Source organism: Streptomyces sp. NPDC088812 (assembly GCF_044750285.1).
Taxonomy (GTDB): domain Bacteria; phylum Actinomycetota; class Actinomycetes; order Streptomycetales; family Streptomycetaceae; genus Streptomyces.
In genome coordinates this window covers 55,740-72,142 of record NZ_JBIVJP010000020.1, presented here as the reverse complement: position 1 = coordinate 72,142, position 16,403 = coordinate 55,740, and the positions used below count along the sequence as shown (strand labels likewise).

Below are 16,403 nucleotides of genomic sequence, written 5' to 3'. Positions count from 1 at the left end.
TCGCGATGTATGGCTATTCGTCGTACACCTGCACCTTCGCCAGGTCTTCGTGCCGGAGCACGTTCAGGCTGAGCAGGTAGGTCCTGGTGTGCGGATGGATCGGCTCGTCTCCTCGACGGACCTGGAGCACCCATCGGCCGAGCCGGTACGGCAGCATCTCCCCGGAGGCACGGGTGATCCCGTCGGGCCCACCCGTTGCCCGCACGTACTCCCCCGCGGCCAGCGCCATCATCCGCTCCGTCAGGTTCACCTCGTTCAGCGGCTCCACGGGCGGCATCACGGGCTGCGGCGCGGGCGGGTGCTCCGCATGGAGCCGCACCCGCGCCACGTGCTTGGGTTCGATGACCCCCAGGTGCTGCAGATAACGGCTCGTTCTGCGGTGGATCGGCCTGGTTCCCATGCGGACGCGGTTGACCCACGTGCCGAGGTGCATGGGCACGTTCGTCCCGGCGTACTGGGTGATGCCCACGGTGTCGCCCCGTTGCATGACGTAGGCTCCCGCGGCCAGCGCCAACGCCCGCTCCTCCGGCGGCACGCCGTGCAGCGGATCGTACGGCTGCGGTGCCTGGACGGGCGGCGGCTGCATGCGCGGAGCCTGGACCGGTGGCGGCTGCATGCGCGGTGCCTGCGCGGGCGGCTGCACGCGCGGTGCCTCGACGGGCGGCGGCTGCGTGCGCGGTGCCCGGACGGGCGGTGCCGCCACGGGGCGGTGCGGCTGCGGCAGGCCGGGCGGCTGGACGACGCCGAGACGTTCCAGGTAATCCCTCGTCCCGGGAGCGATCGGTTGCGTGCCCTTGCGGACCCGGCCGGTCCATGGGCCGAGAGGTTCGGGCAGTTGTGGGGACCCGAGGGCGGTGAAGAGACCGCGCACGCCCCGCCGCTCCCTGACGAACTCGCCCGCGGCGAGTGCCATCGTCCGCTCGTGGGGCGGCACACCGTCCAGCAGCCGCGCGGACGGCAGTTCCACGGGCGGGGGCGTCGGCACGGGTTGCGGTTCCCGCGCGGGCCGGGGCCGTCGCGCGGGCCGCGGCTCCGGTGCGGGGCGCGTCTTCTTGCGTGCGCCCGCACGTGGGGCCGCGGGCTGCTGCGGTGCCGGTTCGTCGACGGGCTGGTTCTGGCGGTGGTAGCGCTGGTGGAGGTGGAGCATGTCCCCCTCGTGCACGGCGAAGCCGTGGGTGGCGTGGATGTGGCGCAGGACGTCGCCGATGGTGAGGCCGGCGCCGTTCCGGGACCGCAGGGCGGCGAAGAGGGCGCCTTCCTGCTCGTGGGTGAGGTTGTGAACGCCGTGACGTGCGAAGCCGAACCGGTGATCGGTCGGCTGTCCGGTCCAGGGGTGCTCCGCCCACGGCCCCAGAGCGATCAGGGACTGCTGGAGGGGCGAGTCCACGTCGATGACGCTCGGTGCCCGCCGGGACCCGGAGACGTACGGTGCGGCCGCCTGGTGGGGCAGCACGGTCGTGGCGACGCCCGGCAGCGCGAGACCCTCCGGTTCGCGGTCGTCGTCGACATACATGTCCTCGTCGGACGACTCGCTGAAGAGGCTGCCGGCCCGGGACGGCGTCGCGGACGCGGTGCGTGCCGACGCCGACGTTGACGCCGGTACCTGCGCCGGTGCCTGCGCCGAGATGTTCATGGGCGGTGCCGCGGCCCAGTGCTGGAGGCCGGTCCCAGGATCGAAGCGGACCATGGACACCACTTCGTGCCCCGATCCGAACCTCTCCCAGTCCTCGGGGTCGATGCCGGGCTGGAAGGGGAGGAAATCGATCGACACGCCGTACACCTCCGCCAGCAGGTACGGGAAGACGTCACCGTGCTCGTTGTCCCAGTGGCCGGGAGCGGCGACCGCGTCGATCAGCTCGGTCCGCTCGCCGAGGGACCCGAGCCCCAGATCGTTCCAGATGCTCAGCGGTTCACTCAGCAGCCGGCGCAGCCGGTGCGCCATGTCGGCGCGCAGCCGGGCGGCCGACCACAGCCGCCGTGACTCGTCCCGCATGTTCCGCGCGACGATGAACGCGTTGAACAGGCAGTCGCCGTCCCCGTCGACGTTCACCAGTCGGTGTCCCACGACGGCGACGGTCGCGGCCGCCTCCCGCATACCGGGTGTCACCGCCTCCGCGGACACGCCCCGACCGTGCCCCGGAGCCCATGTCCACCCGGTGTCCGCGCCCGTCGCGGAGCCTCCGGCGACGGGCTGCGAGCCGCCGCGCCCCCGGCCGAACAGACCGGGCCCGGCCGGCCGGCGCTCGGCGAATCCGGCCGCCAGCAGCCGGGCGCGGTCCATGTCGCCGCCCGCGACGGCGTCCGCCACCTGAGCGACGATCTCCTCGTTGGCCGCCTGCTGCGCCTGTGCCCGAGCCCGTACGTCCGCGGGTTCCTCCGCTCCGGCCGCGAACACCGGCCGCAGATGGGCACCGGCCTCGGTCAGCAGGGAGACGGCCTGCTGCCGGCTTTCGTCCGGCACCTCGGCGGCGTCCTCGTCCTGTTCCCGCACCTCTTCTTCCACCGCGCGTTCCTTGCCCTTGCCGTGATCGCGCTTCCCGGCCCGGACTTCACCGGAGCCCGGCTCGGTCGACGAAGCCGACGGCGACGGCGACGGCGACGGCGACGGGAGGACGGTGCGCAGGTCCGCCGCGAGGGTCTCGTCGAGGTGCGGCCGGGTCAGGAGCAGGCTCGCCTGGTCCAGGGGTGACAGACCGGCCTCCCGGACGGGCACCCGTGCGTCCGGAGCGAGGTCCCACATCAGATGCAGACCGGTGTCGTACGTGAGACCGGTCAGATCTTCCCGGGTGACCTGCGCGTCCATGAACCCGGAGGCCGCGAGCCGCTCCGCGAGCTCCTGCGGAAGACCGTCGAAGGCAGTGGTGCTCGCGCCGACCACGATGTCCGGCTGCGGCTCCGGCCCCTGCTCCGGTTCCGATTCCGGCTCCGGCTCCGGCTCCGGCTCCGGGGTGAAGCGGCCCCATTCCGCGCTCCGGCCGTCCGGCAGTGTGTCGACCCCCAGCAGCCCGTCGACGGTCGAGTTCGGCGCGAACACCTCGGCCCCGAGGGCGTTCGCGACGGTCTGGGCAAGAGCGGGCGTACCGGCGCCCGCGACACCCGCGGTGCAGGAGACCAGCACGACGTCCGGCTTCAGACTGGGCCGCCGGCCGAGGTAGCGCGCGAACTCGGCGTGGGAGACGCGGGCGAACTGCTCGTCGTCCCGCACCAGCGCGACCGCGTCCCCCTCGGCATGGCTGTCCCAGAAGTAGGGCTGCGACCCCACCCAGGGAAGCGCCCTGGCGGCACCCGAGTAGTTGCCGTCCGGTCCGATGTCCCGGTATTCCTCGCGCAGCGCGTAGTACGCCTGCTTCTGCTGCTCCTCGTGCCGGATCTCCTGTTCGACGGAGGCGCGCCCGACCGGCCGGAACGTACCGGCATGCGCGATGGGCACGGTCAGCAGGAACCGGTCCGGAACGGCCTGTCCGTCCGTCGTGACGACCACGTCGGGCGTCGGCTCCGGCACCGGGCCGGGTGCGAGGTCCTGGGGCTCGGTGAGGACCCACGTGCCGTCCGGCACGGAGTCGGCCTCCAGGAAGGCGGCCACGTACGCCGTCCGGTCGGCGCCGGTCACGATCGTTTCGAGGTCGCCGGTGTGGGCCCAGACCTTCCGCCGGGTTTGGGACGCCAGCAGGCGCGGCAGCTCCAGCCGTCCCGCACCACCCTGGGAGACGAGCAGGACGAGGGGGCCGGCCGCCGCGTCGGGCGGCAGGTCGGCGGCGACGCGGTGCGCGAACTCGCGGGGCGGCAGACTGCGGATGACGCCGTTGTCGAACTGCACGGAGACGTGCTCAGGGGTGTCGCCCTTCACCGCCCGCACGAAGAGGGGCTGTTCTCCCTCGTGCAGCAGGCTCTCCCAGGGTGCCTGTTCCTCGGGCGCGTAGAGCTGGAACCACTGCCGTGGGTCGACGGTGAAGACCTGGTCCGTCCGCAGGTTGCCCAGGATGTTCGCGGGGCGCATCGTCGGCGGGAAGTAGTCGAGGCCGAGCGGGGCGTCGTCCTGCACGATCACCGTGTGCACCGCCCGGGGATGCGCCGACTCGGCGAGGGGCAGCCCGGTCTCGACGCTCTCGACGGCGAACCGCAGCCCTGACTCCTGGGCGAAGGCCCGCAGCCGCGTGCCCAGTTCGGCGCTCCTGGCCCGGGACTCGCCGTCCCAGTACGGCAGGGCGACGTGCTCCACGTCCTGCCAGCCGAGCCGTCCGGGCAGGATCGCTCCGAAGTGGGCGGAGGTGGCGAGCCGGCCACTGCTGCGTTCCAGGTACAGCTCCGGGTCATGCGCGTATCCCGTGGCCTCCGCCAGCGCGAGCCGGACGGCGTCCGCGTCGCCCCGGACCACCAGGGCGTACAGCGACGACATGGTGAAGCCGGTCCGGAAGCCCGACGGGACGACCGCGGCGACGGACCGGCCGCCCGGCCACTCCAGCCGGTCCGGCACGGGGGTGTGCAGGGCGCGTAGGCGGACACCGTGCTTCCAGTGGAGCGCGACGCCGTCGTGGGGCGCGCCGCCCGCACCCTGCCGGCTCCGCGACACCAGGGCGGCGGACACCGCGCTGATCGGTTCCGCACCGGGTGTGCCCGGATCGGTCAGGGCACCCAGTACGTCGTCGATCCCCACGTCCGGGCTCGTCAGGAGGGTGTCGAGACGACCGGCGTCGACGTTGGTCACGGCCGCCATCGACTCGGAGGCCAGGTAGGCGTGCAGTGCCTCGGCCGTCCCACCGGCCCGCGCGGGGTCGTCGAACCCGTAACCGGTTCCCCACTGGTCCTCGAGGTGGCGCAGACGGTGCAGGGCGGCCTGGCGCGCGTACGGCATGGACTCCTGGGTGTACAGCTCGGCCGCGATCAGCTCGAGCCGCTCCTGCCGGCCGGTCCGCTGCCACGCGATGTTCCGCCCGGCCAGCTCGGTGAGCACTCGCCGGGCCGCGGCCGCGGCGTCGCGGGCCCGTCGCAGCGTTTCGACGTCCGTGCCGGGGGCGCCGGTGTCCGTCCCGCCCCGTCGGCGGAGCAGTGCGTCGATTCCGTGGACCATGCGTTCGAGCCGGGCCGCGGACGGGCCGGGGCCGTCGGCGGACCCGTGGAGCATCCATGGCGCACGCGGGTCCCGCTGTTCCTGGCCGGCCTTGTCCCGCCGCGTCAGCTCGGACCGGATCCTGGCCGCCTGCGCGCGCAGGTGTGCGATGTGGCCGACGAGCAGGTGGTGGTCGTGGACGTCATCGCCGCCGGTGAGCTCCCCGGAGAGCAGGTCGAGTTCCGCCCTCCACTCCTGGCGGCCCTTCAGCGCGCCCACGAGCTGGACCGAGGGCCCGGCGAGGAACGTGTCCGTGAGGTCGCCGCGGGCGGCTCTCTCGGCCAGTGCCCGGCTTGTCTCGATGGCCTTGGTCCTGGCGTCGTCCGTGTCCCGGCTCCGCCCGGCCTTCTCCAGCGAGCGCCACACCTCCAGGCCCCGCCTGGCGTCCGGCAGCGGATCGGCGACGAACTCCTGCTGCTCGCGGTGGTGCAGCCGGCCGGCCGCGGCGTCCGGGACAGCGGGCAGCACACCGGCGACGGACCGTGCGAAGCCGGTGACTTCGTCGGTCCGGGCGAATTCGTCGGTCCGGGTGACTTCGTCGGTCCGGGTGACTTCGTCGGTGTCGGGAACAGGAAGGAGGGAGTTCTTCCGCGAGAAGTTCCCCGCGAACGACGGCTTCCGCCCGGGGAAGAACGTCACGACCTTTTCGAGACCCTTTTCCACCGGCTCCGTGATACTCCGGTAGATCTCCTTGTCCGCAGGCTTCTGCGGGTCCCAGTACCGGGCTGCCCCGTGCTTCACCGGACTCATCTCATCGATGATCGTCCCGATCGCGGCATCGTACGAACCGGGTGACAGCTGCGAACCCTGCGTCGGCGTGAACAGATCATAAAGATCGATGTCCGCGGTGACCGGACGAGGCTCCGACTCCCCCTCCACCTTTTCATGGACGATTCCGTCCAGGACGACGAAGCGGTCCTTCAGCCGCTCCATCTCCGGGGTGTACGTCACGAACTCCTTCCGACGCGACTCGTACCGCCGCCTGATCCCCTCCTGGTCCTCCTCGCTCCGCGCCGAAAGGTCAGCGGGCAGCCTCGGTTCGAACAGCGCCACCAGACCGAGATGCCTCCTGTCGAACACGTCAGAAAGCGCGAGGTCGTACTCGTTCAGCGACTTCGCCTTGATCTCCAACGGCTTGGCCGTCGCGTTCCTCGCGAGCCAATCCGCCCCGTACTTGTTGACCTCCCGGGTCACGATCACCAGACCCAGCTTGTTGCTCAGACTCTGCATCCGGTCGGAATGCCTGCGCGAAATACCACCGACGGAGCCGGCCTCGTCGACCGCCGGCGCACTCCACCCACCCCAGTCGCCACCGAATCCGTTCGACGGCCCTGCCTCGTTCTCCGGCACCACCACACGCTCGGAGTCCGCCCCGGAGGAGCCGGCCAGACCGTGGAAGAACCGGCCCGTGGCGATCTTGTTGCCCACCAATTCCGCACGACGGGCCAGCGGCTGCGTGTACCACTCGGCGGACAGTTCCCGGTAGGCCTCCTCCACCCGCCGCGCCAGAACCTCGTCGTTCTCCCAGCCGATCCGGCGGGCCACGTCGGCGGTCAAGAGCCTGCGGTCCTCCCCGGGCAGGCGGTCCCACGTCGGACGGCGGGCGTGTTCGCCCGCCTCGCTCTCCATACGGGTGATCCAGCCGCGGTACTTGTTGTTCAGGAACGACTGGACGAGCTGCTGGGTGTTCGCGACGCGCCGCCTGACGCGGTTCCGCTCCCGCTCCTGGGTGAAGACGGAGAAGGAAGGCGTCGCCAGCAGTTCGGGGAGGAGCTTCGCGAAAGTCGGCAGCAGCGCGGCACGGCCGGCCTGGAATTCCGCCGCCAACCGCTGGAGGTCCTGGACGCTCTCCGCCTCGCCCATCCGCCGCATCTCGTCCTCGGCGTGCGTCCTGATGATCTGGTACGCGGTCTCGATCCTGCGGTAGGTGTCCTCTTCGCCCTTGGCGGGTCTGGTCTTGAGGATGTTGCGGTAGCTCCGCTCGATGTCGTTGTCCTCGAAGACCTCGGCCCGGGCCATCCCCTGGTAGATGGCGCCGAGTTGGTGCGACTCCTGCCCCGTGGAGAGCCGCAGGGGCCGGTGGCGGAAACGACGCAGGGTGACCGACTTGCTCATGTGGCCGGTGCGGTTCTCCTGGCTGAGCACCTGCCAGCCGTCGGGACCGCGCCACAGCATGTTGGTGGTCTCGAACATGGGCCCGCTCAGACCCGTCGGGCTGGCGGGTGTGACCTCGTAGTACTCGCCGTCGCCGTACCAGTCGGTGGGCCGCTTGGTCCGGCGGAACCGCTCGGCGTTGTCCACGTTGGACAGGGCCGACGGCGACTGGAAGTGCCAGGCGGTGAACCGGCCGGGGTCCGGTCCGGCGGTGACGGCGAGAGCGCAGCCGTTCATCGTGGGGGTGATCACGAAGTCGGGGCTGAACTCCGTGTCACTGGGATCGCGGAGCACCTCCGTGTGGCCGATCGCGGTGTCCAGGTCGCCGGTGCCGCCCGTCAGATAGGGGATGAACCCGGCCTGGAGATAGGCGGTCTCCTTGCGCCGCACCGGAAGCCTGCTCTGCGCTATCCCGCTGAACGCCGCCACGTGCGGGTAGTGCTGCGCGTACTTCTCGACCGCCGGGGCCAGCATGTATTCGGGCTTGCCGGTGGTGTCCCGGCCGGTCTCCACGAGGACGAACCAGTGCCGTCGCAGGGAGGTGTCGTCCAGTGCCGCCACGACCTTCGTGGCCTCCTGGGCCGACAGCCGGGGGGCGTAGGACTGGAGGCCGACCGCCATGTTCAGCGAGACGACGTTCTCCGCCAGGAACGTGTGCGGGTCGTTCCGCAGTGACCGGACGGCGGAACTGCGCACATGGCCGGGGCTGACCGGCGTCCGCGGGTACCGCGCCCCGCGGCCGCTCAGGGGGGTTCTCGGCGTGAGCGGCGTCCTCGCGGTGCGCGGGGTCCTCGGCGGCCTCGGGGTGCGGGCCCCCTTCGCGGAACCCGGGCCGGTGCCCGCACTCGTGCCCGTGGGGCGGCCGCCGGCCCCCGGCTGCGGCTGCCCGGCGGTGCCGGATGTGCCGTCCGCCGGGGCGGAGGTCCGCGGGGTGCGCAGCGACGCGGACGTACGGGGCCCGATCGGCGGGCGGGAGGAGCCGCGGGCGGGCGCCGAGAGATCGAGGGCGGGCGGCACCAACCGCACCCGGCGCTCCGTGCTCCGGGACGACGGGGCCGGGGCTCCCGCCCGGGCGGGCTCCGTGTCGACGCTGTCGCCGACGGTCCTCGTGATCGTGGTGTCGGCGACGGTCCTCGTGACGGTGGCGTCGCCGACGGTCCTCGTGATCGTGGTGCCGCCGGCCGTGGTCGTGAGGCTGGTGGCGCCGGCCGTCGTCGTGACGGTGGTGGCGCCGGCAGTCGTCGTGACGGTGGTGGCGCCGGCAGTCGTCGTGTTCACCGTGTCGCCGGCCGGTGCGCGGTACGTCGTCAGCTGCGCTTCCAGCCGTTCGATCAGCGCCCGGTCCGGGCGGTCGGCCGCGCGCAGCGACTCCAGCGTCGCGGTGATGCCGGCGACCATGACGGCATCGGTGTTGGCCATGGCGACGCGTGGCTGCCACCTCCGCAGGACGTCGGCGAGGATGTCCGCCCGATGGTTGAGGTCGCGCCAGCGGTCGGCCGCGCCGACGTGACGGTAGGCCTCGTCCATCTCGGCCGGCTGCGGTACGTAGTGCGTGCCCTCCGCCCGGAAGATCTCGGCGACGCGGTTCTGCAGGAAGCGCATCTGCGGCTCGCTGAGCGGAGGAGCCTGGACCTGTCCGGTCCGATCGGCGACGGGACCGCCCAGTGCGCGGTACAGGCGCTCCAGGCGTCCGCCGGTGACCGGGTCATACGTCCGTCCCAGGAGCCTGGCGAGCCCGTACTCCGCGACGAACTCGTGCGGCGTCTCCAGGGAGTAGGAACTGACCTCCGCCACGCTTTCCAGGTCGTCGTCCAGGAAGGCGGTCGACATGAGGTCCACATAGCGGGCGGGACCGTTGTGGTAGTGCCGCCAGTGCATCAGTTCGTGCAGCGTGGTGCCGAGTCCGACGTCCTCCATGGTGTCGTCGACACCGTCCTGCACCGGGTCCTGGTGTCCCGGCTGACGCGGAGCGACCGTGAGGGCGCTGAGGAAGAGGGAACCAGGGGCCTGGAAGACAGCCAGAGAGCCCTCGGTGATGCCGAGGGAAGCCGACGACGAGGTGAACCGCAGCGCGTCGCCGCGCCGCGACAGGCGGACGTGGAGCGCACGGTGGTATTGCGGCAGGTGCACCGTGAGGCGCTCGGGCAGTGCGTGCCCGGCTTCCTCGAGCAGGGCCAGTCCCCTGCGGACCAGGGCCATTCTCGGTGCGGCGGAGATGTCGCCCTGCGCGTGACGGAACTCCACCTGAACACCCGAGGCCGTCACCGCGGTGACCGTGGGCTGGGTGTTGCGGCCCCGTCCGAGGGTCGGGGGGTTGATGTACTGCAGCAGCTGAGGGAAGTTCCCCGCATACTGCCGGGCGGTGTTCCGCAGCGTCTGGAAGTCGGCGCCCCGGACCTGGACGCGGGCGTTGCCCAGGACCTGGGCCATGCCCGCGGCCATGCTCGCGCGGAGGTTGGCGAGGTAGGACATCAGCTCGGGGTGGGTGGCGGAGTACTGGGGCGCCAGTCGGTTCAGGGAGTCGTAGTCGACCCCCTCGAAGGTGAGGCCGGCGCTTCCCTGCAGTTCGGCCAGCGACGCCTGGGCGATGCTCTGAGCGCCCTCGAGCCACTGTCGCACCGCGAACGGGGTCAGTTCTCCGCTAGACGTACGGGCGAAATCGGTCAGATAGGGGTAACTGCCCGCTCTGATGACGTCGTCCGGCACGTCCTCCCGGCCTACGACGTCCTCGAGGTCCGGAGCCAGCAGTTCGTAGGCGTGTACCGGGTCGCTCCAGGTGTAGATGTGGGACACCTGGATTCCCAGCGCCGCCAGACGCTGCGCCTGGTCCGGCCGCGGTCTGAAGGCGCCCTCCTGGACCCGCCCGATCCACGCCCGGGTGGCCTCCGACGCGTACCGGAGGTCACGGCCCGACGCGTACAGGGCGTTCAGCTCGTGCAGCGCGGCATCGAGGTCGAAGTCGGCCGGCGTGCTGCCGTGTCGCGGGGCCATGTACATCTGGACGGTGACGTCCTCGGCCGCCGCCGGGACGTCGAGGGTGTGCGCCTTGGGGAGGTCGTCCATCCAGCGGCGGATGTCCTCCGCCGACCGGAGCAGTCGTTCGGCGGCCACCGTCTTCCTGGTTCCGTCGTCGGACCCGACGAGCGTGTCCCCGGAGTCCGATTCCGTGTCGACGACCGTCTCCGCGTCGTCGTCCTCGTGTTCCGGTTCGAGGACGTCGAACTGCGACACCGTGGACGGGACGGCGCGGGGCGGCGTGTCGTCGTCCGACGCGATCGTCTCGTCCGCCACCGTACGCACGGGCTCGGGCGTCGTCGGGTCCTGCTCGGCCACCGTCGGGTCGGGGGTGGTCTCGCGGTCCTCGTGCTCGTCGTGCTGTTCGTGCTCTTCGCCGGTGGTTCTGCGGCCGTCGTTCACGCGTGCGTTGCCGGCGACGGGGGACGCGGCGGAGACGGTCGCCATCGGGGTCGGGTCCTGCTGAACGACGTCCATGACCGCCGGACCGCTCGTCGTCACCGGGCCGGTGACGGTCCCCTCCTCCGCGTGCGTGCCGGTCGCGTCCTGACGGCCGGGCAGGGTCCGCGTACCGGCGTCCGTCTCCGTGGCGGCAGGCGGCTGCGTCTCGGCCGCGTCGTCGGTGGGCGTCCCGGCGGTGCCGTGACCGGCGGCGGTGTGCTCGGGGGTGACGCCCGTGCCCGTGGTCCTCGACGGGGTGTTCGCGCCGCCGCCGGACGCGGTCGCCGGGGTGGCGCCATGGGCGGCCCCCGCGGTCGCGGGGCCGGTCGAGACGTACGGGGCGTCCGGGGTGCCGGTCTGCGAGGCGGACACGGTCGAGGACGGTGCGGCGTCGGTGCCGGTGCCGGTGCCGGCATGGGCGTCGGTGTCGGCATGGGCGTCGGTGGTCGCCTGCGAGGTGTCCGGCGCCTCCCCCGACGTGTCCGGCGCCTCCCCCGACGTGTCCGGCGCCTCCCCCGACGTGTCCGGCGCCTCCCCCGACGTGTGCGGCGCCTCCTCCGAGACGTGCGACGCCTGGGCGGGACCGCTCCTGCCCGCGGTGGAACCACCGGCACCGGGAGCAGCGACGCCCGACCCCGAGGTCGCGTTCGTCCCCGGAGCGGCGAGTCCCGGCCCCGCGGCGGTGTCCGTACCCGGGTCGGTGGTTCCCGGCCCCGCGGTGACATCCGCACCCGGAGCCGCGGCACCCGGCCCCGCGGTGGACGCGCCCGCACCCTGAGCGGTCACCCCCGGTCCCGTGGTGAGGAGGTTCGTACCCGTCGTGGGGACGTTCGCGCTCGTCGTGGGGATGTCCCCGCCCGTCGCGGGGACGTCCACGCTCGTCGTGAGGATGTCCCCGCCCGTCGCGGGGACGTCCACGCTCGTCGTGAGGATGTCCCCGCCCGTCGCGGGGACATCCACGCTCGTCGTGGGGATGTCCCCGCCCGTCGCGGGGACGTCCACGCTCGTCGTGAGGATGTCCCCGCCCGCAGCAGCGGGACCGTCCGCACCCGCTGCCGGGACGTCCGCCTCCGCCCCGTGGGCGATGCCGTTCCCGCTCACCGTCTTGACCGAGCCCGACGTCGGCACGTCCGAGGCGCTGTTGGGCGTGATGGTGAAGTCCTGCGGGTTGACGAGGTCCCGCAGCCCCAGGCTCGCCTTCTGCACGCCCGTGAAGATCGCCCCGGTGGTCAGGCCGCTGACGACAGCGCCGTGGAAGGTCGAGAAGCTGGGCCCCTGCTGGTAGACGGCGGCCTCGGCGAAGGTCTCCGCCGCGCCCTCGCCGGCCGCGTCGAAGAGCTGGTTGCCGGACGCGGCGGCGAAGTTCTTGCCGCCGCCGGAGGCACTGTTCACGTCGGGCATCTTGTCCACGTCGGTGAACTTCTTGCCGAAGCCGGCGTCGACGTCGAACTTGTCCTTGAAGATGTTCTTGAAGAGACTCTTCCCGCCGTGGATGACGTGGTCGAAGATCGAGGTCAGACCGCCGGTGGCGCCGCTCAGCAGCACGTCCTTCACATCGATACCGTGCGGTTTGCGGCCGGGCGCCGCCGACAGGATCAATGCCAGCCGGGCCGCGAGCGTGGTGAACGCCTCCTCCAGCGCCTCGCTCAGGGTCGGCAGGAGGTGGAAGCGCTTGGCGAGGACGTCCAGGATGACCAGGATGCGTGCGCGGGTGCGCAGCTTGGCCTCCACCGCCTCGCCCGCGGTGGCGCCGCCGGTGAAGAAGGCCATGACGGACAGGTACAGCAGTTCCGCCGCCAGGATGGCCAGCTCGATCAGCAGGCTGATCTTGCTCTCGGCGATGCTGATGGACGTCTTCACCCGGCCGTCGGAGATGTCGTCCAGCTGCTTGGCGAACTCCGTGACGTGGTTGGTGCCCCCGTCGTCGGTGAGCACCTGCACGCCGCGCGTGTACTGCCCGGCGATCTGCGACGGCAGCACCCGTTGGGCGTAGCCGATCGACTCCACGAGCAGGTCCGCCAGTTGACGGAGCTTGTGGGAGAACGACTTGAAGGCATCGTGGCTCAGATAGGCGAGATCCTCGTTGGCCTGCGGCATGCGCTCGCCCATGAGGGCGTAGAACAGATCGTTCAGCCAGTCCGGAACCACGATGGCCATGGCAGGTCAGTGCCTTCCGGTCTTGGAGGCGTGGTCGTCGATCGCCTCGTTCGCGTCGTCCTGGGCGTTCTGGATGACACCGCCGTTGACATCCAGCGCCCCGGCCATGTTGATGATGGCCTCCATCAGTGAGGCGCCCGTCTCCTCGGTTCCATGGCGCTCCTTCTCGTCGCGGGGCCCGAGTTCGCGCGCCATGGAGTCGTCCTGGCCGACCCAGCCGGCGGTCCTGGCCGCGGCGCTGACGAACTCGCGCACGCAGGTGCCCGCGAGGTCGGTGAGCTGTCCCTGGATCCTGGCCGCCTCACGGATGGCCACCGTGTCCGCGGTGAACTGCTCCGCCACCGCTAGTCCTCCCCGTCCTCGTCGATCTCGTCCCGCAGCGACGCGCGGCCCGTCCGGGCGGTCGCCGTCTGCGGGTCCTCCAGCACACCGGGTCCGAAGACGTCGGCCCAGTCGATCTCGAAGCCCTCCAACTGCGGCACACCCGGGCGGGGCCCGGTGAAGGGCTGCATCGTCATCATCACGTGGCGGGACATCGAGTCCCGCGCCTGCGTGGCGGCCTCCAGTACGGACGCGGCCAGTTCGGTCGGGCTCATGGTGCGGTACCTGTTGTCGAGGAACTTCAGGTCGGTCAGCTGTCCCTGGGACCCGACCGTGACCTCCACCGCCCGGTCACGGGAGCGGACCGCGTAGGTGGCGCCGCGCAGTTCCTCCTTGGCCTTGGCCAGACCCGCGGTCACGGTGTCCAGCTCGGCCAGTGTCTCGGCGAGGCGCCGGCTGAGGGTCTCGGTGTAGGGGTTGATCCCGACCGTCGCGTCGGGCACCCCGTCCCCGTCCCTGGCCGCGCTCCGGCCCTCCGCCCCGCTCATCCGAGCACCGCCGGTGCCGCGCCTTCGTCCGTGCCCCACACGTCCTCGTCCTCCTCGACCCAGTTGGTGCGCTGTCGGTCCCCGCTCTCCGTGGACTGACCGCCCTGTGCGCCGCCCATCGGGGCACCGCCGCCCATGGGGGAGCTGGTGGTCTGTCCACGCCTGACGGGCAGGTCCTCACCGTCGACGGCCGACGCGACGGAGCCGGTGCGACGCAGCGCGGACACGTTGCCGCCGTCGTTCAGCACCGAGCGCACGCGTTCGCCGTTCGTGCCGCCCGCGCCGGCACCCGCGCCGGCACCCGCGCCGCCGAAGCCGGAGTTGAGCGGTGTGCCGCCGCCGGACGCCGCGGAGGACGACAGGTCGGCGCCGGTGAGGCCGTAGCCGCCCGTGACCCCGCCCAGGGTGCCCCCGGTGAACGGTGTGCTGTCGTAGTCGGCGTAGTCGGCGTAGTCCGCGGTGTCGCCGTAGTCCAGCAGGTCGCTGGAGCCCAGCAGGTCGCTGTAGCCGGTGCCCGCGCCCGTGTTCAGCAGGCTGGTGGCGCCCGAGCTGTTCAGCTGGGTCGTGGTCCGGGTGCCGTCCGGGCTGACGGTGTCGAGGGTGCTGTCGGACGGATCGAACACCTGGGTGGTGCCGTCCGGGAACTCGGTGGTGAGCGTGCCGTCCGCGTTGAGCTGTGTCTGCGACCCGTCGGGGTTGGTGATGACGTCACCGGGGTTGAGCTGAGTGGTGGTCGTCCGGCCGTCGGAGCCGGTGGTGACGAGCTGCCCGGTGTCCGGGTCGTAGACCGTCTGCGTGCCGTCCGGGTACGTCTGCACCAGGTTCCCGTCGGCGTCCACGTACGGTCCATCGGTGTCGAGCAGGCCGGTGTTCAGCGGGGACGAGGTGGACGTGGACGTGGACGTGTTCGGCAGCGAGGTGGAGAGCGCGTTCAGCGGCAGCGTGGTGCCCGTGTCCAGCGGGCTGTCGCTCGTGGTCAGCGGATCGACGGTGAGGTCGCCGTCGCCGGTGCCGGTGAGGTCGCTGAGGTCGTTCAGGGCGCCGATGTCGCCGGCCGGGCTGTCGAGGCCGCCGTCGAGCAGCGACGCGTCGGTGTCGAGACCGAGGTCACCGGTGCCCGGGTTGAGGCTCTGGGTGACGCTGTCGCCCAGGTCGTCGAGGCCGTCGCTGAAGCTGTCCCCGAGCCCGGTCAGGCTGCTGTTCAGCTGCTTCTGGTTGGCGGCGGAATCGGCGAGGTTGTTGTTCAGGCTGTCGAACAGGTCCTTGTTGCCGGCGCTGGAGTCGGACAGGCTCTGGCTGAGGTTGTTCAGTGCCTCCTGGCTCTTCTTGTTGGCGTCGTCCAGCGCCTTCTGGGACGCCTCCTTCTCGCTCGCCGTCTGCTTCTTCTCGTAGTCCGACGTGAGGGTGTCGGTGCTCTTCGTCGTCACCTCGCGCTGGAGGCCCTCGGCGGCGTCGCTCCAGCCCGAGCCGAGCCTGGCGAGGGACTCTCTGGCGGCTGCGACGAGGTAGCCCTCGACGTTGTCGTTCCAGCGTTTGACCGCCTGCTCGCCGATGGTCTTCCAGGTGTTGAGGTCGTCCAGCGCGCCGAAGCCCGGGTTGTCGCTGAACCCCGGAGCCGTGTCGAACGTCCCGTCCTCCGTCGCGAGGAGGTCCTCGTCCTTGTCCGAGTCGTAGTCGTCGGCTCCGACCGCGTCGTACGATCCCTTCACCAGCACCAGGGGGACGTTGTTCGTCAGGATCCAGTCGCGCACCGCGTCCAGCTGCTCCAGCAGGGCCCGGTGCGGATCGTGCTCTCCGGAGTCGGCCCAGTTCGACCAGGCCGCCTGCATCTCCCTGGCCTCCCAGTGCAGGTCCCACTGGGCCTGGAAGAGCAGGTCGGAGTAGTTCGACGTGGGCACGTGGCCGTCGAGCATCCGATGGCCGGAATTGTTGTATTCCAGGCCCCCCATCTGCTCGGCGTACCCCTCGTAGTTCTTGTGCAGCGACGCGATGAGGGAGCGCACCACGTCGGCGGACTGCCCCTTCCACGCCGCGTCGTCGCCGCCCAGCGACTTGTTCCAGACCTCCAGCGGCTTGAGCTGGTCCCGGAAGAACTGCGCCGCGCGGTCGAAGGCCGCCGCGGTCCGGTCGAAGGAGGTGAGGTCGACCGCCTGGGCGTCCTCGACGGTCACGCCGTTGTAGGAGAAATGCGTGGTCCTGTGGTCGTTGACCAGTGTGTCGAGCGCGAACTTGGGGGCGGACACGTAACGCCACAGGTCGCCGTCGTCCCACTCGTCGCCGTACTTGCCCTTGAAGGCGCCGCCTTCCCTGGTCGAGCCGGGGTCCGACAGGTGGTTGCCGCCGCTTGCGTCGGCCAGCGTGCCGATGAACACGATGTCCGCGGTGAACAGCCGGACCTTGTCCTCGCCGTGGTGCGTGTAGAAGGCGAGCCGGTAGGTCTCGCCGTGGGACGCCTCCCACCCGGACGAGGCGGCGTAGTCGTTCTTGTCGACGGCCCGCATGTAGTGCTCGACGAGGTTGACCCGCATGAGCGGGATGCCCTCTTTGCTCTTCAGCTTCTCGAAGAGGCCCTTCCGGCTGGGCATCGAGTAACCGGTGTACTGGGTGACCGCCTGGGCCCAGTAGTCGTCCGGGTCGTACTTGTTGGTGTCAGCCATGCG

4 protein-coding genes are annotated in these 16,403 nt (G+C 71.4%); all 4 read right to left on the bottom strand.

Annotation, left to right across the window (positions count from 1 at the left end):
- Positions 1-13 precede the first annotated feature (13 nt).
- The 4 genes from ACIP67_RS30625 to ACIP67_RS30610 are packed head-to-tail and all read right to left on the bottom strand — an operon-like array spanning position 14 to position 16,400.
- Complete coding sequence (locus ACIP67_RS30625) at positions 14-12,874, bottom strand: hypothetical protein (protein ID WP_401696139.1); 12,861 nt, start codon at positions 12,872-12,874, stop codon at positions 14-16.
- A gap of 6 nt (positions 12,875-12,880) precedes the next feature.
- Entirely contained in the window at positions 12,881-13,216 is a 336-nt protein-coding gene (locus ACIP67_RS30620; RefSeq protein ID WP_401696138.1) for a hypothetical protein, read from the bottom strand.
- A 2-nt stretch (positions 13,217-13,218) separates the two neighbouring features.
- The gene (locus ACIP67_RS30615) at positions 13,219-13,743 is read right to left on the bottom strand and encodes a YbaB/EbfC family nucleoid-associated protein (RefSeq protein WP_401696137.1); all 525 of its coding nucleotides are present in this window, start codon (positions 13,741-13,743) and stop codon (positions 13,219-13,221) included.
- Complete coding sequence (locus tag ACIP67_RS30610; RefSeq protein WP_401696136.1) at positions 13,740-16,400, bottom strand: AAWKG family protein; 2,661 nt, start codon at positions 16,398-16,400, stop codon at positions 13,740-13,742. Before ACIP67_RS30610 ends, ACIP67_RS30615 begins: the two co-directional genes overlap by 4 nt.
- Positions 16,401-16,403 lie beyond the last annotated feature (3 nt).

Excerpts from the sequence above, each read along its gene's own strand:
- ACIP67_RS30625 (WP_401696139.1), bottom strand. The coding sequence starts at position 12,874 with ATGGCCATCGTGGTTCCGGACTGGCTGAACGATCTGTTCTACGCCCTC.
- ACIP67_RS30615 (WP_401696137.1), bottom strand. The coding sequence starts at position 13,743 with ATGAGCGGGGCGGAGGGCCGGAGCGCGGCCAGGGACGGGGACGGGGTG.
- ACIP67_RS30610 (WP_401696136.1), bottom strand. The coding sequence starts at position 16,400 with ATGGCTGACACCAACAAGTACGACCCGGACGACTACTGGGCCCAGGCG.